A 24,082-nucleotide genomic window follows, 5' to 3' on the forward strand; every position below is an offset into this window, starting at 1 on the left:
TCTAGGGCGTGAGCGACAACTACGGACAGCAGAGCCCGAGCACGGGCGCGATCGAACGCGTCGTCGCCCGGCACGAGATGCCCGACCCGTTGCGCGACGACATCCGCCTCCTGGGCGGACTGCTCGGTACCGTGCTGCGGGAGGCCGGCGGCCAGGACCTGCTCGACGACGTCGAGCGCCTGCGCGAGCTGACCATCCGCGCCTACGGAGCGGACGACGGCGGTGCGAGCCTCGACGAGGCCGCGGAGGTGGTCGCGGGGTACAGCCTCGAACGCGCCGAGCAGTTGGCCCGCGCCTTCACGTGCTACTTCCACCTGGCGAACCTCGCCGAGGAGTACCACCGGGTGCGCGTGCTGCACCAGCGCGAGTCCGAGTCCGGTGCGGCGATCGAGGAGTCGCTCCCGGCGGCCTTCACCCAGCTCTCGGAGGAGGTCGGCCGCGACGAGGCCCTGCGCCGCCTCGGCGAGCTCGAGTTCCGCCCGGTGCTGACGGCCCACCCGACCGAGGCCCGCCGTCGTGCGGTCTCCGGCGCCGTGCGCCGCATCGGTGACCTCCTGGCCGAGCGGGACACGATGCGCCCCGGCGGCACGTCGCTCACCGAGAACGGGCGCCGCCTGCTCGCCGAGATCGACACCATGTGGCGCACCTCGCCGATCCGGGCCTCCAAGCCCACCGTGATCGACGAGGTCAAGACCGCCATGGGCGTCTTCGACGCCACCATGTTCAACACGTTCCCCGAGGTCTACCGGCGCCTGGACGACTGGCTGCTCGACGGCGAGGCCGGCGCGACGCCGCCCGTCGCCAAGCCGTTCGTCTACCTCGGGTCCTGGATCGGCGGCGACCGGGACGGCAACCCGAACGTCACCGCCGAGGTGACCCGCCAGGCCGCCACGCTGGCCGCCGAGCACGCGCTGACGGCGCTGGAGGAGGCCGCCCGCACGACGGGCCGCAAGCTGACCCTGGAGGAGGCGACCACCCCGGCGTCGCCGGAGCTCAAGGCCCTGTGGCAGCAGCTGCGCCAGCTCTCCGACGAGCTGGTGGCGCAGGCGACGGCGGACTCGCCGAACGAGCCGCACCGCGCGGCGGTCCTGGCGATCGCCGGGCGCGTCCGGGCCACCCGTACGCGGAACGCCGACCTCGCCTACCGCGTCCCCGAGGAGCTCGAGGCCGACCTTCGCGTCGTCCAGGACTCGCTGGTGCAGGCCGGTGCCCACCGCGCCGCCTACGGCGACCTGCAGAAGCTCGTCTGGCAGGTGCAGACCTTCGGGTTCCACCTGGCCGAGATCGAGGTGCGGCAGCACTCGCAGGTGCACGCCGCCGCGCTCGAGGAGATCCACGACAAGGGGGTGCACGGCGACCTGTCGGACCGCACCCGCGAGGTGCTGGACACCTACCGCGCGCTGGGCGCCGTCCAGAAGCGGTTCGGCGAGCGCGCTGCCCGCCGGTACATCGTGTCCTTCACGCAGGCCCCGGAGCACATGGCGGCGGTCTACCAGCTCGCCGAGCTGGCCTTCGAGGGTACGGACGACGCGCCGGTCATCGACGCGATCCCGCTGTTCGAGACGTTCGCCGACCTGGAGAACTCCGTCGACATCCTCGAGGCGATGCTCGAGATGCCGCAGGTCCAGAAGCGCCTGGCGGAGAACGGCCGCCGGGTGGAGGTCATGCTCGGCTACTCCGACTCCTCCAAGGACGTCGGACCCGTCGCGGCCACCCTCGCGCTGCACTCGGCCCAGTCGCGCATCGCCCAGTGGGCCGAGAAGCACGACATCACGATGACGCAGTTCCACGGCCGCGGCGGCGCTCTCGGCCGTGGGGGCGGCCCGGCGAACCGCGCGGTGCTGGCCCAGCCGCCGCACTCGGTGGACGGCCGGTTCAAGCTCACCGAGCAGGGCGAGGTCATCCTGGCCCGCTACGGCAACCCGACGATCGCCGCGCGGCACATCGAGCAGGTGGCCGCCGCGACGCTGCTGGCCTCCGCGCCGTCGACGGAGAAGCGCAACGCCTCCACCGCGGAGCGGTTCTCCGGCCTCGCCTCCTCCCTGGACGCGACGTCGCGGGCCCGGTTCCACGAGCTGGTCCTGTCCGAGGGCTTCCCGCAGTGGTTCTCCGAGGTCACCCCGCTGGAGGAGGTCGGCCTGCTGCCGATCGGCTCCCGCCCGGCCAAGCGCGGGCTGTCGGTGAACTCGCTGGACGACCTGCGGGCGATCCCGTGGGTCTTCTCCTGGTCGCAGGCGCGCATCAACCTGGCCGGCTGGTACGGACTGGGCACGGCGCTGCGCGAGTTCGGCGACCTCGACGAGCTCACGGCGGCCTACCGCGAGTGGCCGCTGTTCGGCACGCTGCTCGACAACATCGAGATGTCGCTGGCCAAGACCGACGAGCGGATCGCCGCGCAGTACCTCGCGCTCGGCGATCGCGACGACCTCGCGGCGATGGTCCTGGAGGAGCTCCGCCTGACCCGCGAGTGGGTCCTGAAGATCACGGGCAACGACTGGCCGCTGGCGAGCCGCCGCGTGCTGGGCCGCGCCGTGCAGCTGCGCTCTCCCTACGTGGACGCGCTGTCGCTGCTCCAGGTCCGCGCGCTGCGTGCGCTGCGGACGCAGGGCACCAGCGAGGGCCTGACGGTGGACGACGGCGAGTGGGTCGACGGCGGGTACAAGGACCGCTGGCGGCACCTGCTGCTGCTCACCGTGAACGGCGTGAGCGCCGGCCTGCAGAACACCGGCTGATGCGGTCCGACGACGCGACGCCCGCGGGTGCCCCGGCACCGGCGGGCGTCGCCGTGCGGGGAGCCGGCACGGCCACCGGCCCGGGTGAGTCCGGGCCGGTCGCCCTCGAGCTGGCGGTGCAGGACGTGGCCGGTGTGGACGTGGCGGCCTCGGTGGGCGCCCGCCGCGTCGAGCTGTGCGCGGCGCTGGGTGCGACCGGCGGGATGACGCCGGGCCCCGGCCTGCTGGCGGCCGCCGTCGAGCGCGCTCACGGCCTCCCCGCCGCGGCGTCGGGCCGCCCCGTCGAGGTGCACGTGCTGGTGCGGCCGCGCCCCGGCGGGTTCGTGCTGGTCGACGGTGACCTCGACGTCCAGGTGCGGGAGGTCGCCGCGGCCGTCGCCGCCGGCGCCCGCGGCGTCGTCGTCGGTGCCCTGACCGCCACGGGCGAGATCGATGCCGTCGCGGTGCGTGCCCTGGTTGCGGCCGCCGACGGCGTCGAGGTGACGTTCCACCGGGCGTTCGACCAGCTGGCCGACCCGCTCGCCGGCCTCGACGTGCTCGCCGCGGCCGGGGTGCGCCGCGTGCTCACCTCGGGCGGTGCGGCGCGCTGCGCCGAGGGCGTCGACCAGCTCCGCGCCTGCGCCGCGCACGCCCGCGGCCCGCTCGCCGGCGCCGTGCAGATCATGGCCGGCGGCGGGGTGCGGGTCGGGGACATCGCGTCGCTGCGCTCCGCCGGCGTCGACGCGGTGCACCTGTCGGCCAAGCGCACGGTGTCCGACGACGGCGGGCCCGGCGGCGGGGGCGAGTCCGGCTACGAGGTGACCGATCCGCAGGTCGCGGCGGCGGCTGCGGCGGCCCTCGCCGGCTGAGCGCCCGCGGAACCCTCAGGCGGCGATGATCCGGAACAGCGCCCCGTCGGGGTCGCGCGCGTCCACCATGCGCCCGTACGGCGACTCGACCGGCTCGCCGAGGACGGTTCCCCCGAGCTCGCCGACCCGGGCCGCCGCGGCGTCGACGTCGGACGTCCCGAGGTAGACCAACCACTGGGACCGGCCGTCCGTGCCCAGGTCGTGCGCGGCGTCGTAGATGCCGGCCGTGGCGTCCTGCTCGGTGCCGTTGGTCGCGTACCGCATGCTGCCGTCGGTGGGCATCTGCTGGACGTCCCAGCCCACGCCGTCCCGGTAGAAGGCGGTGGTGGCGTCGTAGTCGGTGCTCCACGCCTCGAACCAGCAGGGTGCGCCCGGTTCCATCACCCGCGCGAACCCCGTGTGCGCGCCGGGCTGCCAGAAGGCCACCGGCCCGCCCGCCGGGTCGACCGCGACGAAGAACCGGCCCTGCTCGGGCACGTCGTCGGGCTCCACCAGGAGGGTGCCGCCGTGCTCGGCGACCCGCCGGGCCGCGGCGTCCGCGTCGGACGTGGCCAGGTAGACCGTCCACTCGCTGGGCTGCCCCGCAGCCATGTTGGGCCCGACGCCGGCCACGGGGGCGCCCTGGTGCAGGAACTGGCCGTAGTTGCCGAACTCCTCCCCGAAGCTCACGTGGTCCCAGCCGAAGAGCTCGGTGTAGAACGTGACCGCGGCGTCCAGGTCGTTGGTCCCCAGGTCGATCCAGATCGGTGCGCCGTCGGCGACGTCTCCGCGTGCAGGCATCGCAACCTCCGTGTTCGAGTACCCGTCGTCGACAGTCCAGCACGGGCCACCGACATCTGCTCGTCAGTCGAGACTGCCGCAGGGGTCGGAACTCATCGGTCGGCCAGCGCCGTCAGCACCCGGGCCACGCTGGACCGGATGCCCCACCGGTCGGCCAGCTCGTCCAGCCGCTGCGGGTCCGCCGGCTCGCTCGGTACCGCGTCGTCGACCGTGCCGACCGGCGCGTCCGCCGCCACCTGCACGACGCCGGGCGCCACGGCCAGGTAGTCCGCCGCGGCGGCGAGCTTGGTGCGCTGGGACGGCGTGACCCCCGGCTCCCCGGCCTCGGCGGCCGCCAGGACGCGGTCCAGGGTGCCGAAGGTCGCGAGCAGCTTGGCCGCGGTCTTCTCGCCGATGCCCGCCACGCCGGGCAGCCCGTCCGACGGGTCGCCGCGCAGGACCGCCATCTCGGCGTAGGCGGTGCCCGTTGGCACGCCGTACTTCTCGAGCAGGCGGTCCTGGTCGACCAGGTCGGGGTCACGGACGCCGCGGGCCGGGTAGAGGACGGCGACGCCGGCGGCGTCGTCCACGAGCTGGAACAGGTCGCGGTCCCCGGTGACGATCGCGACCTGCGGGCCGTCGCCGTCCCCGCGGGCCGGTGCTCCGCCGTCGTGCCGGGAGATCTCGCGTGCGACGAGCGTGCCGATGACGTCGTCGGCCTCGAAGCCGGGCGCGCCGACCCGTGCGATGCCGAGCGCGGCCAGCACGTCGACGATGACGGGCACCTGGGCGCGCAGGTCCTCGGGCATCTCCTCGACGTCGGGGCCGTCCGCGCGGGGCTCGAGCACCCGGTGCTCCTTGTAGCTGCCGATGGCGTCGACGCGGAACGCGGGCCGCCAGTCGTCGTCCCAGCAGGCCACGATCCGGTCCGGACGGTGCTCGGTGAGCAGGAACGCGATCATGTCCAGCAGGCCGCGCACCGCGTTGACGGGACGGCCGTCGGGCGAGCGCAGGGAGTCCGGCAACCCGAAGTAGGCGCGGAAGTAGAGCGACGCGGTGTCGAGCAGGAGCAGGCGCATGGGACAAGCCTCCCAGGTGCCACCGTCACCGTCAGCCGAGCAGGACGCCCATCAGGCCGATCCCGGCGGCGACGGCGAGCAGGGAGACCGTGAGAGTGCTCAGGGCATGCACGACGGCCCGCAGCGGGCGGCCGCCACGCAGCATCGTGGCGGTCTCGACGACGGCGGTGGAGAACGTGGTGAAGCCCCCGCACACGCCCACCGCCAGCAGCAGCTGCCACGCCGATCCCGTCCCGGAGAACGCGAGCCAGCCCGTCACCAGGCCGATCAGCAGCGCGCCGAGGGCGTTGACCGTCCACGTGCCCCAGGGAAAGCCGTCCGGGCGGCGGGCCTTGATCGTGTCGGCGAGCCAGAACCGGGCGCCGGCGCCGATCCCGCCGCCGAGCCCCACCAGCAGCGCGTCCCACAGCCCGCTCATCGGCCGTCCTGCCCGCGCAGCAGCCGGCCGATGACGGTGGGGGGGGTGCGCAGGCCGAGCAGGATGCCCAGCAGGCCGGCGAGCGTGCCGAGCAGCAGGGTCGCACCCGCGTAGCTCGCCGCCACCTGCCAGGCGCCGTCGTCGACGAGCTGGGAGATGTCCAGCGCCAGGGAGGAGTAGGTGGTGAACCCGCCCAGCACGCCCGTGCCGAAGAACAGCCGGGTGCGGCGCAGCCGGGGCGACTCGGGTCCGCGCCGGGCCAGCGCCTCCAGCAGCCAGCCGAGGACGAACGCGCCCAGGAGGTTCACGGCGAACGTGCCCCACGGCCACTGAGCGGTCCCGTGCGGCAGGAGCAGCCCGACGCCGTACCGGCCGACCGACCCGACGGCGCCCCCCGCGGCGACCAGGGCGACGAGCCGGAGCTCGCGGTGCGGTGGGCGCGTCGAGGTCACGCGCCCCATCATGGTGCATCGACCGGCACGGCCCGAAAGGCCCCGCCTGCGAGAGCCGCTGCCTACCTCGGGGGCAGGCGGTCCGGGAGGCCGAACCGCGGGAACCAGGTCGCGGTGTCCAGGAAGGTGGTGATGCCGGTGACGTGCCCCGCGCCGTCGTCCTCGAGGACCACGAGCCCCCAGGGCGTCCAGCCGCCGTCGGGCGAGGCCCGGTACTGGCCGAACGCCATCGAGCTGTTGGCCGCCACCCGCAGGCAGCGCGACCCCTCGCACCCGTGGCCGGGGCCGAGCATCCACCGCGCGATGTCCGCCGGACCGTGGACCCACAGCGTGTACGGCGGCATGTTGAGCACGGCGTCCTCGTGCAGCAGCGCGACCAGCGCGTCCATGTCGTACCGCTCGAACGCGTCCACGTAGCGGTTCAGCAGGTCGTCGTCGACGCTGCTCCAGCGGGCCTCCTCACGGTCCAGGGCCTTGGCGCCCAGCGTGGCCCGCGCGCGCTGCAGCGCGCTGTTGACGGAGGCCACGGTGGTGTCGAGCAGTGCGGCCGTCTCCGCGGCGGACCAGCGCAGCACCTCCCGCAGCACCAGCACGGCCCGCTGCCGGGGCGGGAGGTGCTGCAGGGCCGCCACGAAGGCGAGCCGCACGGACTCCCGGCCCACGGCCATCGCCGCGGGATCGCCCTCTCGGGGGAGCACGTCGTCGTCGGCCACCGGCTCCACCCAGCGCTCCTCCGGGAGCGTGGCACCGAAGTTCTCGATCTCCGGAGGCTGGGGTCCGCCCAGCCCCATCGGGCGCTCCCGGCGCTTGGACGAGCCCAGCTGGTCGAAGCACACGTTCGTGGCGATCCGGTAGAGCCAGGACCGCAGGGACGACCGCCCCTCGAAACGGTCGTAGGCACGCCAGGCGCGCAGCATCGTCTCCTGGACGGCGTCGTCCGCGTCACCGGCGCCGGCGAGCATCCGGTAGCAGTACCCGGTGAGCTCGCGCCGGTACTCCTCGAGGCGCGCGCCGACGTCCGGCGGGGAGGTCGCGTCGGAGGTGGCGAGGGCGCCCGCGCGGGGCGGCGCGGCAGCGCCCCCGGGGGCCGTCTGTGTCATGCCTCACACAGTACGACTCGCCGCCGACACGCACCAGGGACGGTCAGGTCCGACGGCGGCGGGCCTCGTCGCGGGTCCACGGCAGCACCCGCTCGACGAGCGGGACCGAGCTCGTGGTCGGGGACCGCCGGTGCACCACGGGGACCGCTCCCGTCAACGGCCGCGCCGACCGGTCGATCTCGAACCACACCGTCTTGCCCTCGCCGAGGTCGCCGTGCCGCCCCACCGACTCTCCCGGCAGGTGCTGCTCGACGCCCCACCGCGACCCCAGCCGCTCCAGGAACTGCACGCCGCGGCCCGACAGGTCCTGCGGCTCGGGCGCCCGCAGGACCGGGGGCCGGGTGCACCCGTCCCGCACGGCGACCCGCAGCCGCTCGTCGTCCACCACGACGGTGACGACGATCGGCGCCGCGCCGTGCTCCAGCGCGTTGGTGAGGATCTCGCTCGACAGCAGCATGGCCGTGCGGCGCTGCTCGGCGTCGACGTCGCAGGACTCCAGCACGTCGTCCACCCACCGGCGCGCCGGCCCGAGGTCGCTCAGGTCGTCGGCGACCCGCCGTTCCGCCGTGGCGGGGCCCTCCTCGGACGGCGGGCCCGAGGGCGCCTGGACGCGCGCGCGGGCGGCGAGCACCGCCACGTCGTCACGCTGGGCCCGGCCGACGAGCCGGCGCACCAGCGCCCGGGGCAGCGAGGCCGTGGCCTCGCCGAGGGCCTCGGACAGCGCCACCTCGAGGTCCGCCGTGCGTTCGGTGATCGACACGCCCCGTCGTTCGACCAGACCGTCGGTGTAGAGCAGGAGGGTCTCGCCGGGCAGCAGGCGCGCGACGTGGTCCCGCCGGGTGGCGTCGGGGGCGATGCCCAGCAGCATGTCGGGTCGGGCGTCCAGCCGCTCCACCGAGCCGTCCCGCCGCAGCACGAGCGGCTGGGGGTGTCCGGCGTCGGACCACGTCAGCGTGTAGCCCCGCTCGGGGGTGCCCTCGGGCCCGGTGTTCCCGACCGGTTCCACGTCGTGGTCGAGGCGCACGACGACGGCGGTCGCCATCGCGTGCGGGCCCAGCTCGGCGTTGGCGCGGTCGAGCCGGGTGAGCAGCTCGGCGGGCGAGTCGTCGTGGCTCCAGGCCATCGACCGCAGCATCGAGCGGAGCTGACCCATCTGCGCGGCGGCGCTGACGTCGTGCCCGGCGACGTCCCCGATCATGAGCACGGCCGTGTTCTCGTCCCGCACCACCGTGTCGTACCAGTCGCCGCCGACCTGGTCGGTGCGCGCGGCCGGGGAGTAGGTCGTGGCGATGTCGAGGTGCGCCACGGCGGGCGGGTCGGTCAGCAGCGACTCCTGCAGCGTCGTGGCGACCCGGCGTCGGGCCTCCAGCAGGGCGACCCGCTCCAGCGCCATCGCCACGTACCGGCTGACGGTCGTCTCCAGGGCCGCGGTGCCGGCGTCGTGGTCGCGGGTGTCCTCCCAGACGCACACGACGACGCCGATGACGTCGTCGTCGGCGATGATCGGCAGGAACGAGCGGGCTCCTGCCGAGAGCAGGCCGATCCCGGCCATCGCGGGGAACACCTCGATCATCTCGGCGTGGTCCCGGTAGAACAGCGTGGTGCGGTCGCGCACGACGGCGGTGTCCGGCCGGGGTGCGTCCAGGCGGGCCGAGCGCATCTCGTCCGGGAAGCCGGGCTCCTGGTGGCCCACGGTGATGTACCGCAGGTGCCGGCGGTCGGCGTCGACCAGCGCCAGGGAGCACCAGCGGGCGCCCATCCCGGAACCGACCACCTGGGCGATGGTCTCCTCGACCTCCTCGATCGTGGTGACGCCCGCGAAGCGTTCGGACAGGCCGAGCAGGAACTGGGCCCGCTGGTGGGCCCGGAACGCGACCTGCTCGGCGCGGCGGGCGCGTTCCCGCTCGGACCGCAGGCGCAGCTCGCTGGTGCACGCCGCCGCCAGGTCGCTGAGGGTGGCCAGATCGTCCTCGGACCAGGTGCGCGGCGTGGAGTCGAGCGCCCACAGCGCCCCGACCACCTGCCCCCGGCTGTCCTCGACGGGGTAGCCGGCCAGGGACCGGGCGCCCAGGTCCTTGACGAGCCCGCGCCCGGAGACGCGGGGCTCGGCGTCGGCGTCGGAGATGACCACGGCGGTGCGGGTCTCGGCGATGAGGCCCGTGACCGGGTGCTCCAGGACGTAGCGGCGGGTGCGCTGCGTCTCGGCCGGCAGGCCCACCGCGCCCGGGAGGTACTGGACGTCGTCCTCCTGGCCGAGCAGCACGAACGTGGCTGCGGGCACGCCGAGGTTGCGGCGGACGAGCCGCACGATGCGGTCGAACACCTCGTCGGCAGGGGACTCATCGGGCGCGCCGTGGGTCAGCGAACCCAGGACCTGGGTCTCGGGCACGGTCCCAGTATGGCCCCGCGCGGGCGCGGCGCCGGTCAGGACGCGGGCGAAGTCGCTGATCGGCGGCCGGATCGGCCCCAGCCGTTGCGACCTGCGTCACACCGCGCGCACACTGGAACCAGGAACCGATACGGGGGTGGACTCGTGGTGGGAACCGCTGGAACGTTCGACGCCCTGCCCATGCTGGGGCGTGGCAAGCACCGCAACCCGAAGAAGGGCGCGTGCTTCATGGAGCTCGCGTCGTTCCTCGCGGGGGAGCGCTGGAGCGACCATCCGCAGTGCACGCACCCGCTGCTGGCGATGATGGCGCGGGCCGTCAACGACCTGACGTCGGACGACGCCCGGCCGCGGCTCGCGCCCCTGATCCCGTCGGTCATCGGCCTGACCAGCGACGACCCGCGCTGGGACGTGCGGATCGCGCTGCGCTCGGCGCAGACCGCGCTGCCCGTCGCACCCGCGGACCGCCAGCAGACGCTGGCCGTGGCGGTCTACGGCGCCGAGCGGATGCTCGACGTCCTCGACGGGCGGCCGGACGGCACGATGGCCCCGGAGAGCCGCGATGCGCTGGCCTCCACCCCGAAGACGGCCGAGTGGGCACGACGCTTCTGCGCCGGGACGCACGTCAAGCCCAAGCGGTTCGTGCGCGACGCCGCCCCGTCCGTCGTCTCGACGGCGGTGCAGGGCATCAGCGAGGCGTTCGCGCCCGACGTCGACGACCGGCTGCGCGCCCTGCTCGAGGCCACGGTCGCGGACGCGCGCCGCTGGTCCGGCATCGTGGAGGCCGGCGAGTCGCTGCGTTCCGAGCAGTGGGTGGACGTGGTCCGGCCCGCGCAGGTGTGACGCAGGTCCCCACCGCGGTGCGGCGTCCGCGTTGGAGCGTGCGAGCGGAGCCTGATACACCGGTGCGGTGACCGACTCCCCGCTCGACGCCCTGACCCTTGCCGACCTGCGCCGTCGGACCTCCGTGAAGTGGCGCGCCCACCCGGACGACGTCCTGCCCCTGTTCGTGGCCGAGATGGACGTGCCGCAGGCACCGTTCGTCGTCGAGGCGATCACGCGGGCGCTCCGGGCCGGGGACACCGGCTACGACATCGGCACCACGTACGCCGCCGCCCTCGCACCCTTCGCCCAGCGGCGCTGGGGCTGGACCCCGGACGAGCGCACCAGCCGCACCCTGCCGGACGTCATGGTGGCGGTCGTGGAGATCCTGCGGGTCCTCACCGCGCCGGGCGACGCGGTCGTCGTCACCCCGCCGGTGTACCCGCCGTTCTACGGGTTCACCCGCAACGAGGGACGGCAGGTCGTCGAGGCCCCCCTCGACGACGCCGGCCGGCTCGACCTCGGCACCCTCGAGGCCGCGTTCCGCACCGCCACCCGCACCGGCGGGCACGGCGCGGGCGCCGGCAGCGGACGCCGCGCGGTGCTGCTGCTGTGCAGCCCGCACAACCCGACCGGCACGGTGCACACCCGGGACGAGCTCGAGGCGGTCCTCGCGCTCGCCGACCGGTACGGCGTCCGCGTCGTCGTCGACGAGATCCACGCCCCGTTCACGTTCGCCGACCTGGTGCCCGACGGCGGCACGCCCTTCACGCCGCTGCTGTCCGTCGCGGGCAGCGAGCGCGCGATCGCGATCCACTCGGCGTCCAAGGCCTTCAACCTCGCCGGGCTGCGGGCGGCGACCGCCGTCGGGGGACCCGACGCCGCCGACGACCTGCGCCGCATCCCGGAGGAGGCGGGGCACGGCGTCAACCACCTCGCCGTGCTCGCCCACGCCGCCGCGTACGCCGAGGGCGACGCGTGGCTCGACGCCCTGCGCGCCGGGCTGGTCCGCAACCGGGAGCTCGCCACCCGGCTGCTGGCCGAGCACGCGCCGCGCGTGCGCGTCCACCCGGCCGAGGCGACCTACCTGATGTGGCTCGACGTGCGCGCGGCGGTGCCCGAGGGGGCCGACCCGCACCACCACGTGCTGCGCCACGCCAGGGTGGCGCTCGGGGACGGCCGGCACTTCGGCAGCGGCGGGCAGGGCCGGCTGCGGCTCAACCTCGCCACGTCACCGGAGATCCTCACCGAGGCGGTCGAGCGGCTGGGGCGCGCGCTGGGGTAGCGGCGTCCGGTGCCCGTCAGTCGATGCCGACCGCCTCCTCGAGGGTGCCGCCGGTGCGGTGCAGGTAGGCCGCGAGGTCGCGTCCGACGTAGCGCAGGTGCCACGGCTCGGCGTCGTACCCGGTGATCTCCTCCGCGCCCTCGGGGTAGCGCACCACGTACCCGTACCGCCAGGCGTGGCGGTCGACCCAGGCCGACGACGGCGTGCCCCCGAACTCGGTGAAGGGCACCCCGGCCTGGGTCACGTCGGCGGCCCAGCCGGTCTGGTGCTCCGAGTGCCCCGGGCGCGCCGAGAACCTGTTCGCCGCGCGGGCACCGTGCTCGGCCGCGTACCGGGCGAACAACCGGTCCTGGTAGCGCGCCGAACGGAACCCGGAGACGAGCACCAGCTTCCTGCCGGTCGCCTCCTGGGCGTCCGCGGCGAGCTCGGCCAGGGCCGTCGCGGCCCGCGGCCGCAGCGACGTCCGGTGACCGACGGTGGCCAGGTCCGGCGTGACGAGCGGTCGCGGGCGGAAGCCTGCCGGCTCGACCCCGCGCTCCTTGGTGACCAGCACGGTCGGGTCCCGGGGGTCGGACACCGCCGGCCACACCGTCTCGACACGCTTGGTCCCGCTGACCGCCGGTGCGGCGTGGGCCGAGCCGGCCACGGACAGGCGCCAGCGCGTCACCGGGGCGTGGGTCCACCGGTCGGGGAGGTCGACGAGCACGACGTCCGCCGCGCCGTCGTCCAGGGTCAGGGACCGGCGGGCCACCCACCGACCGTCCACCTGCTGCTGCAGCTCGACGTCGCGACCTGCGGCGGGGGAGACGACGACCCCGTCGGACCAGGCCTCACCAGCGGTCCGGCGCTCGGCCGGTGCCCAGCCGACGATCGCCGTGGGGGAGAGCGAGGGGGCCTCGGGTGCCGGCACGTGCGGGTCGTGGGGCGGCACCTCGGCGGCCGTCGCCGGCGTCACGAGCACCGCCGCCACCAGACCACCCACCAGGAGGCGGGCAGCGTGACGGAGCGCGGGCGCGGGCACCCCACCACCATCCCAGAGGACGGCTCGCGCTCGCCAGCCGGCGCCCGGACCCTCCACACCGTCGACCGGGGCACGCTACGCTCGCGGGCGTGCGACGTCGGACAACTCTCGCCCTGGCCGCCCTCCTGACCCCGGCCGTGCTCGCCGCGGCCGGATGCACCGGGCCGGACCGCCCGCCGGCGTCCGAGACCGCCGACGCCCTCGCCTCGGCGCTCGCCGCGGGCGACGTCAGCGCGTTCACCCTGGTGACCACCACCTCCGCGATCCCGCAGCAGCACCTGGAGGAGGTCACCGCACCCCTCGTGGCCGCCGCCGAGCAGGCCGGGCTGGAGCCCACCGTGCAGGTCACGGACGTGACGGAGAGCCCCGAGGCCGAGGGTGAGGAGCCCACGGCGGACGTCACCCTCGCCTGGAGCTGGCCGCTGTCCGCCGAGCACACCTGGGAGTACACGACGACGACCGAGCTCGCGTGGGCGGCCCCGCCGGAGGACTCCGACGAGTCCGGCGAGTGGAAGGTCCTGTGGCAGCCCGACCTCGTCGCTCCGGACCTGGCGGCGGGCGAGCGCCTGGAGATCGCCGCCGCCGAACCCGACCGCGGCGACCTGCTCGACGTCCACGGCGACCCGCTGGTGACCGAGCGCGACGTGTGGCGCATCGGCATCGACAAGACCTACCTCAAGCCCTCGCAGTACGAGGCGCAGGCCCGCGAGCTGGCGAAGCTCGTGGGGCTGGACCCCGCCGAGTACGCCGGCCGGGTCGAGGCCGCCGGGGACAAGGCCTACGTCCTGGCGATCACGATCCGGCAGGACCACAAGACCTCCGGGGTGGACTTCACCGCGGACGACGCCCGCGGGATCACCGGCGTCAACGTCCTGGCCGACACCATGGAGCTGGCCCCGACGTCGTCGTTCGCCCGACCCGTCCTGGGCCGCTCGGGTGACGCGACCGCGGAGATCATCGAGGACTCCGACGGCGAGATCGTCGCCGGGGACGTCGTCGGGCTCTCCGGGCTGCAGCAGGAGTACGACGGCGAGCTGCGCGGCACGGCCGGGCTCACGGTGGACGTGGTCTCCCGTGACGACGAGGTGCTGCGCGAGGCCTACCGCGTCGACCCGGTCGACGGCGCCGACGTCGCGACCGCGTTCGACCCGGACCTGCAGGTGCTGGCCGAGGAAGTCCTCGCCGACGTCGAGCCCGCCAGCGCGATCGTCGCGATCCGCCCCTCCACCGGGGACGTCCTCGCGGCCGCCAGCGGCCCCGGCAGCGAGGGGTGGTCGACGGCGACGCTCGGTCAGTACCCGCCCGGGTCCACGTTCAAGGTCGCCGGTGCGCTGGCCCTCATGCGGTCGGGCGTGTTCCCCGAGGACACGGTGGACTGCCCGGCCACCCGGACCGTCGACGGTCGCACGTACTCCAACGTGCCGGGCTACCCGGCGTCGGCGACGGGACAGGTCTCGTTCCGCACGGCGTTCGCCCACTCGTGCAACACGGCGTTCATCGGTGCGGGCGGGGACCTGGCCCCGGGGTCGCTCGCGGACGCGGCCGCCGACCTCGGGCTCGTCGCGGAGCCGGCGACGGGCACCGCGTCGTTCCTCGGCGAGGTCCCGCCCTCGGACGACGGCGCCACGGCGCGGGCCGAGACGATGATCGGCCAGGGCGCGGTCCTCGCCTCGCCGCTGGGCATGGCGACGGTGGCGGCGAGCGTGGCGGCGGGCCGGAAGGTGGAGCCGCGCATCGTGCGGGAGGTCGTGCCCGCCGACGGGTCGCCGGCCGGGGACGCGGGCGACGCGGGCACCGACGACGACGCCTCCACGGCACCGTCCCCCGAGGCTTCCGAGGCTTCCGAGGCTTCCGGGGCCTCCGGGGCGCCGTCGTCGGAGCCGTCCGACGACGCCGCGTCAGCTCAGGCCTCCGCGGGCACGGACAAGGGGCTCACGAAGACCGAGGCCGCCGATCTGCGCGACCTCATGGGCGCCGTCGTCTCGGAGGGCAGCGCGTCCGCCCTGGCGGACATCCCCGGCGTCGTGGGGGCCAAGACCGGGACCGCGCAGTACGGCGACGGGTCGCGCCAGCACGTGTGGATGCTCGCGATCGAGGACGACCTGGCCGTGGCGGTCTTCGTCGAGGACGGCGAGTACGGGTCGACGACGGCCGGCCCGCTCATGGGGGCGTTCCTGTCCGGGATCTGAGCGGCAGTTCGTCATCTGATCGGCACTCCGGAGTGCCGATCAGATGACGAACTGCCGCTCAGAACACCGAGGAGTCACTCCGGCAGGACGTAACCCGCCTCGTCGCACAGGGTGGCGAACGCCGCGGCGGACTCCTCGACGACCGACGGGTCGCCCGACCCGCCCTCGATCGACGTCACGAACGGCTCCTGGATCGCCTCGAGCAGCGTGGCGGGACCGTCCTGCGCGTAGCGGATCTGGGAGCTGAGCCGGTCCTGGATGATGACCAGCTCGGACTGGTTCTCCTCCGTGGCCGGCTCGGCGACGGCGGACGTCCACGTGGTGACGCGCTCGTGGATCGAGAGCTCGCCGCCGTCGTAGTAGCCCGCGCAGGTGGTCGTGGGGTCGGCCGCCGCCGTGGCGGAGGCCTCCGGGGACGCCGAGGACGCAGCCGCCGGTTCGGCGGAGTCCGGGCCGGCGCAGGCCGAGACGAGCAGGGCGAAGGAGAGTGCCGCTGCTGCGGCGCCGAGGGTACGCATGGAACGATTCGACACTGCGTCCCTCGGCGCAGGCAAACCCGGGCACCCCGTTGTGCTGGGTCTCACAGGCGGCTCACACGAACCGTGCGGACCGCTCCACGACGACACCTGCGCCCCGGCCGCCGTCGGCCGCCGCGTCCCAGGTGTAGACCTCGGTGCCGGTGACCAGCACGTGCTCGGCGCGGGACGTCACGTCCAGGGGGTCGCCCGACCACACGACGACGTCGCCGTCTAGGCCGGGACGCAGCGATCCGACCCGCTCGTCCAGGCCCAGGAACGCTGCCGGGTTCACCGTCAGCGCCTCGAGCGCCACCGTCCGGTCCAGGCCCTCCTTGACCGCGAGCGAGGCCTGGTGGACCAGGAAGTTGATCGGCACCACCGGGTGGTCGGTGGTGATGGCGACGCGCACGCCGGCCGCCGCCAGCCGCCCCAGGTGCGCGATGTCGCGGTGGCGGAGCTCGACCTTGCTGCGCGTGGTGAACATCGGCCCGAAGATCACCGGCACGTCCCGCTCGGCGAGCACGTCCGCGACGGCGGCGCCGTCGGTGCCGTGGTTGACCACCAGGCGGTAGCCGAACTCGTCGGCCAGGCGCAGGGCGGTCGCGATGTCGTCGGCGCGGTGCGTGTGCTGGTCCCAGGCGAGCTCGCCGTCGAGCACGCGCACCAGGGTCTCCTTCGCCAGGTCGCGGGCGAACGGCTTGCCGTCGGCCTCGGCGGCGGCGCGGGCGGCCGCGTAGTGCTGGGCGTCCAGGAACGCCTGCCGGATCACGGCGGCGACACCCATCCGGGTGGACGGCAGCTTCTTCTGGTCGCCGTAGACGCGCTTGGGGTTCTCCCCGAGGGCGGACTTCACGGAGACGGCCTCGGCGAGGACCTGCTCGTCGACGGTGCGTCCGCCCCACGTCTTGATCGCGACCGTCTGCCCGCCGATCGGGTTCGCCGAGCCGGGCTTGACGACGACCGAGGTGACGCCCCCGGCCAGCGCGTCGCGGAAGCCCTCGTCCTCGATGTTGATCGCGTCCAGCGCGCGCAGGTGGGCACCGTTCGGACCCGTCTTCTCGTTGGTGTCGTCCCCGGCCCAGCCCTCCGCCTCCTCGTGCACACCCACGTGCCCGTGCGACTCCACGAAGCCGGGCAGCACCCAGCGTCCACCGGCGTCGATCGTCCGGACGCCGTCGGGCACGGTGACGTCGGCGCCGACGGCCGTGATGACGCCGTCGGTGATCAGGACGGTGCCGTGCTCGATCGGCTCGCCGGTCATGGGCAGGACGTAGCCGTTCGTGACGGCGACGGAGGAGCGGGTGGTGCCCGGGGTGGTGGGCTGCTGCGTGGAAGTCATGAGCCCATCCTGCCTCGTCCGTGTCGGGCGATGCCCGATCCCCGTCCCCTGCCTCCGAACTGCCGACGTCGGCACTCTGTCCCGGGATCGGCAGTTCGGACTGCCGATCTGGGGACGAACTGCCGACGTCGGCACATCGGACGGGGGGCGAGGCTCACGGCGCCGCTGCTCGAAGGACGCCGTCCTCGGTCAGCCGGTCGCGCCTGAAGTGCTTGCGAGCTGCATCGTGCAGCCTCACGCGACGTGCGTCCAGGCACGCACCGCCGCACGGATGGCCTCCGACCGGTTGGCCAGCCCTTCCTCTTGCGCCCGCTCGGTCAGTGCCTTGAGCGTGGCGGCGTCGAGCCTCACCGCCACGACGGTTGGCGTGGGTCGAGGTCGCCAGATCACCCGGACAGATGGCAGGGCGGTGATCGGGCAGAGCGACGGGTCGATAGGCTCGGTGCCGTACCGGCTTGATCTCGAGGAGGCGCTGATGATCCCCAGCATGATGGTGCTCGGGCTGCTCGTCGGCCGGTGGTGGCGCACGACGCTGCTCCTGGCTGCCCTGCTGTGGCCTGCCCTGCTGGTGGTCGCTGAGGCGGTGCCACTGACCAAGCCGTCGGCGCTCCTCGGTGCAGCGCTTCTCGGTGTCGCCAACGCGGCGGTCGGCGTCGCCGTCGTGCAGGGAGCACGCTGGGCCGTCCGCGTCGGGGTCAGGCCTCCGGGACGTTCTCCTCGATCTCGCGCAGCCACGCCGCCGCGGAGGCGTCCGACGGCATCCGCCAGTCCCCGCGCGGCGACATCGTGCCGCCGGCCGCCACCTTGGGCCCGTTCGGCAGCGCCGAGCGCTTGAACTGCGAGGCGAAGAACCGCCGGAAGAACACGAGCATCCAGTGCCGGATCGTCGCGAGGTCGTAGGTCGAGCGCTCGTCGTGCGGGTAGTTCGGCGGCCAGTCGCCCACGGACGCGTCGCGCCAGGCGTGCCAGGCCAGGAACGCGATCTTCGACGGCCGCATCCCGAACCGCAGGGTCCAGAACAGCGTGAAGTCCTGCAGGGCGTAGGGACCCACCATCGCCTCGGTGGACTGCGGGGCCTCACCCTCGCCGGCCGGCACCAGCTCCGGGGAGATCTCCTGCACCACGATCTCGCGCAGCACGTCACCCACCTCGACCGGGAAGTCGCCCGCGTCGGCCACCCAGCGGATGAGGTGCTGGATGAGGGTCTTCGGCACCCCGGTGTTCACGGCGTAGTGCGACATCTGGTCGCCCACGCCGTAGGTGCACCACCCCAGCGCCAGCTCGGACAGGTCCCCGGTGCCCAGCACGATCCCGCCGCGGTGGTTCGCGATCCGGAACAGGTAGTCGGTGCGCAGCCCCGCCTGGACGTTCTCGAAGGTGACGTCGTAGACCGCCTCGCCCTGGCCGTACGGGTGGTCCAGGTCGCGCAGCATCTGCTCGGCGGCGGGCCGGATGTCCAGCTCCTCGAACCGCACCCCGAGCGCCGTGGCCAGTCGGGTCGCCCGCTCCTTCGTCTCGTCCGACGTCGCGAACCCCGGCATCGTGATCGCGTGGACGTCCGTGCGGGGCCGGCCCAGCCGGTCCATGGCGTTCGCCGCCACGATGAGGGCGTGCGTGGAGTCCAGACCGCCGGAGACTCCGATCACGACCTTCGGCTGCCCGATCGCCCGCAGCCGCTGCTCCAGGCCCGTGACCTGGATGTTGTACGCCTCGTAGCAGTCCTGCGCCAGGCGCGCCGCGTCGTCGGGCACGAACGGGAACCGGTCCACCCGCCGCCGCAGGCCGACGTCGCCCGACGGCGGTCCCACCTCCCAGGCGACGGTGCGGAAGCCCTGGGTCCGGTCGCCGAGCGCCCGCCGGTTGTCGTCGAACGTGCCCTGGCGCAACCGCTCCTGGCGCAACCGGTCGAGGTCGACGTCGGCCACCGCCCGGCGCGGCCCGTCGGGGAACCGCTCGGTCTCGGCCAGGAGGTCGCCGGCCTCGTAGACGAGCGTCTGCCCGTCCCACGACAGGTCGGTGGACGACTCGCCCTGCGACGCCGCCGCGTAGACGTACGCCGCCTGGCAGCGCGACGAGGCGGAACGCACCATGAGCCGCCGGTCCTGCGCGCGAGCCACCGTGACGGGGCTCGCGGACAGGTTGAGCAGCACCGTGGCGCCCGCGAGCGCCGCCTCCGCCGACGGCGGCACGGGCACCCACATGTCCTCGCACACCTCGACGTGCACGGTCAGCCCGGCGACGTCGGACGCGCGGAACAGCAGGTCCGGGCCGAACGGGACGTCGTCGTCGGCGAACGGCAGCCGCACCGTGCCCCCGCGCCGGTCCGCCCCGGCCGCGAACCAGCGCTTCTCGTAGAACTCGCGGTAGGTGGGCAGGTAGGACTTCGGCGCGACGCCGAGCACCCTGCCGCCGGCGACGACGACGGCGCAGTTCAGCACCCGCCCGTCCACCTCCAGCGGGGCGCCCACCACGAGCAGCGGACGCAGGTCCGCGCTGGCCTCGACGATCTGCTCGAGGGCGTCCCCGACGGCCTCCAGCAGGGTGTCGGCCAGGTGCAGGTCGTCCAGGGCGTACCCGGACACGCACAGCTCCGGGAAGACGGCCACGGCGACGCCGTCGTCGTGGCAGGCACGGGCCTCGGCGAGGATCGCGGCCGCGTTCGCGGCGGGGTCGGCGACGGTCACGGGCACCGTGCAGGCGGCGACGCGGGCGAAGCCGTGGGCGTAGGCGTTGCGGAAGTCCACACCCCGAGTGTGCCCGACGACACCACGGGCGTGTTGGGTGGGTGTCGGATCGCGACGCTAGGGTCGCACCCGTGGCGCAGAATCCTGCGGGCCGAACGCCCGCCTCCTCCGGACCGGGCGGGTCGGGACCCGACGACGGCTGGACGCCCGTCGTGCGGAAGAACCGCCGCCGGGTGGTCGCGATCGTCGTGGCGCTCGCGATGCTGCTCACCGTGGTCGGCGGGACGGCGGTGAGCATCCTCGGGGCGGTCTCCGCGAGCGCGCACGACCAGCTGGTCTCCTCCGACCCGGCCGACGGCGCAGCGCTGGACGAGCCGGTCGGCACCCTGACGCTGACGTTCAGCTCCGAGGTCATCGCGGACGGCACCCAGGTGCGCGTCACCGGACCGGACGGGGCGTCGGAGGCGCAGGTCACGGTCGACGGGGAGGTCGTCACCGCGAGCTTCGAGCCCGCGGGGGCCGGCGGTGCGTACGACGTCGCGTGGCGTGCGGTCTCCGCCGACGGGCACCCGATCGAGGGCCAGGTCGGCTGGACCGTCGCGGAGCAGCCGGGCGCCGACGCGACCGAGCCGGGCGCCGCCGCCTCGGAACCCGGTGACGCCGCGTCGGCGGAGGCCGACCTGGAGGACTCCGGCGAGCTCGACGGGCTCGGGGCCGTGGCCCCGGAACCCTCGGCGTCCACGACCGGACCGGCCACCGGCACCGACGACGGCCTCGGGTCGATGCCGTTGGTGTACGGCGCCGCGCTGGTCGTCATGATCGGGGTCGCCGTCGCCCTGCTGACCCGGTCCCGCCGTCGTCTGTACGAGAGCCACGGCACGGCTCCGCCGGGCCGGCCCACGGACTGATACCACCGTCCGCGGGGGACTTCAAGGCGCGCCGAGGCGCGCAAAAGTCGCAGAAACCCGCGGATGTTCCTTAGTGTGTTCCCGGTCCACCGGTTCCTGCCGGGCTGACCGTGAACGTGACGGCGTACGGGTCCGTACGCCGTGATCCGGAGAAGGGATGCTCATGTCGCTCAACAAGTCCGAGCTCGCCTCGGCCATCGCCGCCAAGGCCGACCTGACCAAGTCGGACGCCGAGTCCGCGCTCAACGCCCTCCAGGAGGTGCTGATCGAGTCGCTCGGCAAGGGTGAGGCCGTCAAGGTCACCGGCCTGCTGTCCGTCGAGCGGGTCGAGCGTGCCGCCCGCACCGGCCGCAACCCGCGCACCGGCGAGGAGATCCAGATCCCCGCCGGCTACGGCGTGAAGATCAGCGCCGGCTCGCTGCTGAAGAAGGCCGTCGCCAAGTGACGTCCCGCTGACCTCGGTCAGCACGCGAGGGCCCGCCGTCCGCTGCGCTGCGGACGGCGGGCCCTCGCGCGTCCGGGCCGTGCTCGCGCCGCAGGCGTCAGAGGTCGCCCTTGCGCTCCAGGAAGCGCATCGCCGCCCAGCCGAAGGGCACCCGGCCCCAGTAGGTCACGAGCCGGAACAGGATCGTGGTGGACAGGGCGATCGACGCCGGGACGCCCGCGGCCGTCAGCCCGGCGGTGATCGCCGCCTCGACGCCGCCCAGGCCGCCCGGTGTCGGCACCATCGCCCCGAGCGCGTTGCCGACCAGGTACACGACGGCGACGTCGACGAGGTTGAGCGACTGGCCGAACGCCGCCAGGGAGGCGTCGAACGCGAGCACGTACCCCAGCGACATGATGACGTTGCCCCCGATGCCCAGCGTGAGCCGTGCGGGGTGCCCCAGCATCTGGGACAGCCGCGGCCAGACCTGCTCCAGGGTGGGCCGGGTCCTGGCCCACACCCAGCGCCGCACCGCGGGGACCAGCAGGGTCGCCACGACGAGCACCGCCACCCCCGCGATCGCCAGCAGCACCGTGACCGACGGCAGCTGGATGAGCCCGCCGGACCCGGTGAAGATCGACAGGAAGACCAGCAGCACGATCGTCACGACGAACTGGGAGACCTGGACCAGGGCGACCGTGGCCACGGCCAGCGGGGTCTCGACGCCGCGCCGCGTCAGCAGGCGCAGGTTGAGCGCCGCGGGTCCGATGCCCGCCGGTGCGGCCAGGGAGACGAACGAGCCCGCCATCTGCGTCAGCGTGGCCCGCCACAGCGGGATCCGGCGGGGGGAGAAGGCCACGAGGGTCAGGGCCGCGCCGAGCCAGGTGATCGCGCCGAGCGCGAAGGCGGCCACGACCCACCACAGGTTGGCCCGGCGCAGGGCGTCGGTGATCTCGTCCAGGTTCATCGTGGTCACCAGGGCGGTGACGACGACGATGAACAGGGCCAGGGTGATGACGGTACGGGTGCCGAACCGCGTGATGTTCTGCGGCTGGACGTCCACCTGGGGGAGACGCTCGACGAGGGCCTCGCGCAGCGCGTCCAGCAGGCCCTTGCGCTGCCGCACCGCCACGCGGGTGGCCGCGGGCAGCGCGACGGACTGCAGCAGCGGCCCGACGGCGGCGATGTCCTCGTCCGGCAGCGCGCGCACCGCGGAGGCGACGGCGCGGTCCGCGCCCACCCGCAGCGCCAGGAGCGCCAGCAGCTGGGTCAGGTCGAGCCGCCGTCCGAGCGCCGTCGACGCGATCTCGCCCTGCTCCCACCCGGTCAGCCACACCTGCGGCGCGGCGTCGTCGTCGCCGACGAGCAGCACGTCCGGCGTCAGCGCGTGGTGGGTCAGGCCGGCGCGGTGGGCGTGGCGCAGCTGCTCCCAGGCGGCCGCCAGGACGCGCTCGCCGCGCTCGCCCTCCAGGGCGTCGTCGGGCAGGTCGCGCCAGGACACGGCCCCCGCGGCGTGCTCCGTGACCAGGACGATCGAGTCGTCGGCCTCGCCGACACCCAGCAGGCGCGGGGTGCGCACGCCCGCCGCCGACGCCGCGTAGGTGAGCAGGGCGTTGCGCTCGGCCACGGCCTTGAGCGACACCTGCGCGCGACCCTCGAGCCCGCGCAGCCGCAGGGCGCGCCACATGCGGGTCAGCATGCCCACCACGTGACGGTCGCCGTCCAGGACGACGACGTCGCGGCGTGCGCCGTCGGGCGTGAACATCGCGTACACGCGGGTGTCGCCGGCGCGCGTCAGGGCCACGGTGGCCGGGTCGGCCAGGCTGCCCGACGCCGGCACGTCGGCCGCGTCGCGGCCGCGGGCACCGTAGCGCGGACGGTTGCGCAGCAGCGCCCGCAGCGTGGTGCGGCCGGTGACCTCACCGGCGGCGTCGACGTGCGTGACGGTCTCGTCGGGCAGGCGGTGGACCGGCGCGGCCGCGCCGTTCTCGGCGTCCGGCTCGGGCGCGTCCGCCCCCGGCCCGGTCGGGGCCTCGTCGCCGTCCCCCGTGCCTTCGGCGCCGTCGGTGCCGCCGGAGACCCCTCGGACCCGGACCAGGGCGGTGGGGCGGAACCCGGCGCGCCGGACGGCGGTGACGAGCTCGCCGCCGTAGGCCCGTTCGGAACGCACCCCGGAGGCGTACTGGATGGTCTGCCCGGCCAGCCGGCCCAGGAGCAGGGCGACGAGCACCCCCGGCAGCGGCGCCTGCCCGGTGATCAGGGCGATCGCCAGCGCCAGGTAGAGCACGTTCCACGACCAGCGCACGGTGCGGCGACGCGTGCGCGGCCCGGCGGTGGTCAGCAGGCCGGCGATGCCGGAGACGTAGCCGGGCACGGTGATCACCCAGGTGCCGTCCTGCAGGACGGAGAACGTCCGCACCAGCTCGTCGCTGCCCAGCCAGTCCAGCAGCAGCACGGCGAGCACGCCGAGAAGCAGCCCGAGGGTGGCCGCGAGGATCGACTCGACCACCTGCCGGCCGAGCCGGCGCAGCCCCAGCTCGACGAGCACGACCACCGGCACGAACAGGGTGACCAGCGCCTCGAGCACCTGCACGGGCAGGAAGAGGAGCTGACCGATGAACGTGTTGAAGTCGCGGACGTCGGCCGTGACCCCCTCCGTGGTGCCGTGCGCCACCACGGACAGCACGAGCACCAGGACGACGCCGAGAGCACTGACCACGATGCCGAGCAGGTCCGAGGGGTTGCGCACCCGGTTCTCCGGGGTGTCCACCACGCGCACGAGCCCGGGGTCGTCGTCGGTGACGGCGCCGCCGGTGAACAGGGCGCGCAGGGCTCCGGTCGGTGGGTCGGGGTCGTCGCCGACGAAGGAACCGACGTCGTGCACGGACGCACCGGCCGCTCCGGGGCCCGTGGGGGCCTCGCCGCTGGCTCGGGACATGTGGGCGATTCTAGGGCCGCCGCGCCGCGTGAGCCCTGTCGAGGTCCCCCGGCGGAACCGGGAGAACCTTCGGGTATGTCACACTCACGTGATCTGGGCGACACAGTTGCCTGGTAGAACGTCGTCACTGTGGACGGCTCGCGGCAACCCCGCGACCCGCAACGAGGAGGGAAACAACTC

At 74.4% G+C, this 24,082-nt stretch carries 19 protein-coding genes; 7 read left to right on the forward strand and 12 right to left on the reverse strand.

Going from position 1 to position 24,082, the window contains the following annotated elements; all coding sequences use genetic code 11:
* The first annotated feature begins 77 nt into the window (after positions 1–77).
* Together ACIQLL_RS17105 and ACIQLL_RS17110 are read left to right on the forward strand one after the other, a co-directional pair.
* Positions 78–2,732, forward strand: a complete 2,655-nt coding sequence (locus ACIQLL_RS17105; RefSeq protein ID WP_402469987.1) for a phosphoenolpyruvate carboxylase — start codon at positions 78–80, stop codon at positions 2,730–2,732.
* Positions 2,732–3,580 carry a copper homeostasis protein CutC gene (locus tag ACIQLL_RS17110; RefSeq protein WP_402469790.1) on the forward strand — a complete coding sequence of 283 codons (849 nt, stop codon included), beginning with the start codon at positions 2,732–2,734 and terminating at the stop codon, positions 3,578–3,580. The genes ACIQLL_RS17105 and ACIQLL_RS17110 overlap by 1 nt, the downstream gene beginning before the upstream one ends.
* Positions 3,581–3,595: 15 nt before the next feature.
* Here the strand turns inward: ACIQLL_RS17110 and ACIQLL_RS17115 are convergent, their stop codons facing one another.
* The 6 genes from ACIQLL_RS17115 to ACIQLL_RS17140 all read right to left on the reverse strand — a co-directional run bounded on the left by ACIQLL_RS17115 (position 3,596) and on the right by ACIQLL_RS17140 (position 9,777).
* Positions 3,596–4,360, reverse strand: a complete 765-nt coding sequence (locus tag ACIQLL_RS17115; protein WP_402469792.1) for a VOC family protein — start codon at positions 4,358–4,360, stop codon at positions 3,596–3,598.
* A 92-nt stretch (positions 4,361–4,452) separates the two neighbouring features.
* On the reverse strand, positions 4,453–5,418 hold the full coding sequence (locus ACIQLL_RS17120) for a 5'-3' exonuclease (protein WP_402469794.1): 966 nt from the start codon (positions 5,416–5,418) through the stop codon (positions 4,453–4,455).
* Positions 5,419–5,449: 31 nt separating this feature from the next.
* Positions 5,450–5,836 carry a fluoride efflux transporter CrcB gene (crcB, locus tag ACIQLL_RS17125; RefSeq protein ID WP_402469796.1) on the reverse strand — a complete coding sequence of 129 codons (387 nt, stop codon included), beginning with the start codon at positions 5,834–5,836 and terminating at the stop codon, positions 5,450–5,452.
* Positions 5,833–6,288, reverse strand: a complete 456-nt coding sequence (locus tag ACIQLL_RS17130) for a fluoride efflux transporter FluC (protein ID WP_402469798.1) — start codon at positions 6,286–6,288, stop codon at positions 5,833–5,835. Before ACIQLL_RS17130 ends, crcB begins: the two co-directional genes overlap by 4 nt.
* A gap of 62 nt (positions 6,289–6,350) precedes the next feature.
* Positions 6,351–7,388: a sigma-70 family RNA polymerase sigma factor gene (locus ACIQLL_RS17135; RefSeq protein WP_402469800.1), complete on the reverse strand. Its 1,038-nt coding sequence runs from the start codon at positions 7,386–7,388 to the stop codon at positions 6,351–6,353.
* Between the two features lie 43 nt (positions 7,389–7,431).
* The gene (locus tag ACIQLL_RS17140; RefSeq protein WP_402469803.1) at positions 7,432–9,777 is read right to left on the reverse strand and encodes a SpoIIE family protein phosphatase; all 2,346 of its coding nucleotides are present in this window, start codon (positions 9,775–9,777) and stop codon (positions 7,432–7,434) included.
* A 147-nt stretch (positions 9,778–9,924) separates the two neighbouring features.
* Here ACIQLL_RS17140 and ACIQLL_RS17145 point away from each other — a divergent pair, with 147 nt between their 5' ends.
* Both ACIQLL_RS17145 and ACIQLL_RS17150 read left to right on the forward strand, forming a co-directional pair.
* Positions 9,925–10,617, forward strand: a complete 693-nt coding sequence (locus ACIQLL_RS17145) for a hypothetical protein (RefSeq protein ID WP_402469805.1) — start codon at positions 9,925–9,927, stop codon at positions 10,615–10,617.
* 67 nt (positions 10,618–10,684) lie between these two features.
* Positions 10,685–11,881: a MalY/PatB family protein gene (locus ACIQLL_RS17150; RefSeq protein WP_402469808.1), complete on the forward strand. Its 1,197-nt coding sequence runs from the start codon at positions 10,685–10,687 to the stop codon at positions 11,879–11,881.
* 16 nt (positions 11,882–11,897) lie between these two features.
* Here ACIQLL_RS17150 and ACIQLL_RS17155 read toward each other — a convergent pair whose 3' ends face one another.
* Positions 11,898–12,902: a M15 family metallopeptidase gene (locus ACIQLL_RS17155; protein WP_402469810.1), complete on the reverse strand. Its 1,005-nt coding sequence runs from the start codon at positions 12,900–12,902 to the stop codon at positions 11,898–11,900.
* A gap of 89 nt (positions 12,903–12,991) precedes the next feature.
* On the opposite strand from ACIQLL_RS17155, the gene ACIQLL_RS17160 reads away from it, so the two are divergent.
* Positions 12,992–15,091 (forward strand): penicillin-binding transpeptidase domain-containing protein, encoded by a 2,100-nt coding sequence (locus tag ACIQLL_RS17160; protein ID WP_402469813.1) that lies wholly within the window; start codon positions 12,992–12,994, stop codon positions 15,089–15,091.
* Positions 15,092–15,165: 74 nt separating this feature from the next.
* Here the strand turns inward: ACIQLL_RS17160 and ACIQLL_RS17165 are convergent, their stop codons facing one another.
* From ACIQLL_RS17165 to ACIQLL_RS17180, 4 genes are all read right to left on the reverse strand, one after another.
* A complete protein-coding gene (locus tag ACIQLL_RS17165; RefSeq protein ID WP_402469816.1) occupies positions 15,166–15,609 on the reverse strand; it encodes a hypothetical protein in 444 nt (147 codons plus the stop codon).
* Between the two features lie 73 nt (positions 15,610–15,682).
* Positions 15,683–16,948 (reverse strand): amidohydrolase, encoded by a 1,266-nt coding sequence (locus ACIQLL_RS17170; RefSeq protein WP_402469819.1) that lies wholly within the window; start codon positions 16,946–16,948, stop codon positions 15,683–15,685.
* Positions 16,949–17,182: 234 nt separating this feature from the next.
* Positions 17,183–17,299: a ribbon-helix-helix domain-containing protein gene (locus ACIQLL_RS17175; protein WP_402469822.1), complete on the reverse strand. Its 117-nt coding sequence runs from the start codon at positions 17,297–17,299 to the stop codon at positions 17,183–17,185.
* Positions 17,300–17,643: 344 nt separating this feature from the next.
* On the reverse strand, positions 17,644–19,692 hold the full coding sequence (locus ACIQLL_RS17180; protein ID WP_402469825.1) for an NAD(+) synthase: 2,049 nt from the start codon (positions 19,690–19,692) through the stop codon (positions 17,644–17,646).
* A gap of 71 nt (positions 19,693–19,763) precedes the next feature.
* On the opposite strand from ACIQLL_RS17180, the gene ACIQLL_RS17185 reads away from it, so the two are divergent.
* Both ACIQLL_RS17185 and ACIQLL_RS17190 read left to right on the forward strand, forming a co-directional pair.
* Complete coding sequence (locus tag ACIQLL_RS17185; protein ID WP_402469828.1) at positions 19,764–20,540, forward strand: copper resistance CopC family protein; 777 nt, start codon at positions 19,764–19,766, stop codon at positions 20,538–20,540.
* 163 nt (positions 20,541–20,703) lie between these two features.
* A complete protein-coding gene (locus tag ACIQLL_RS17190) occupies positions 20,704–20,985 on the forward strand; it encodes an HU family DNA-binding protein (RefSeq protein ID WP_402469830.1) in 282 nt (93 codons plus the stop codon).
* A 97-nt stretch (positions 20,986–21,082) separates the two neighbouring features.
* Here ACIQLL_RS17190 and ACIQLL_RS17195 read toward each other — a convergent pair whose 3' ends face one another.
* Positions 21,083–23,902, reverse strand: a complete 2,820-nt coding sequence (locus ACIQLL_RS17195) for a flippase-like domain-containing protein (protein WP_402469833.1) — start codon at positions 23,900–23,902, stop codon at positions 21,083–21,085.
* Positions 23,903–24,082 lie beyond the last annotated feature (180 nt).

Source organism: Isoptericola aurantiacus, assembly GCF_044769875.1.
GTDB classification, from domain to species: Bacteria; Actinomycetota; Actinomycetes; order Actinomycetales; family Cellulomonadaceae; genus Isoptericola; species Isoptericola aurantiacus.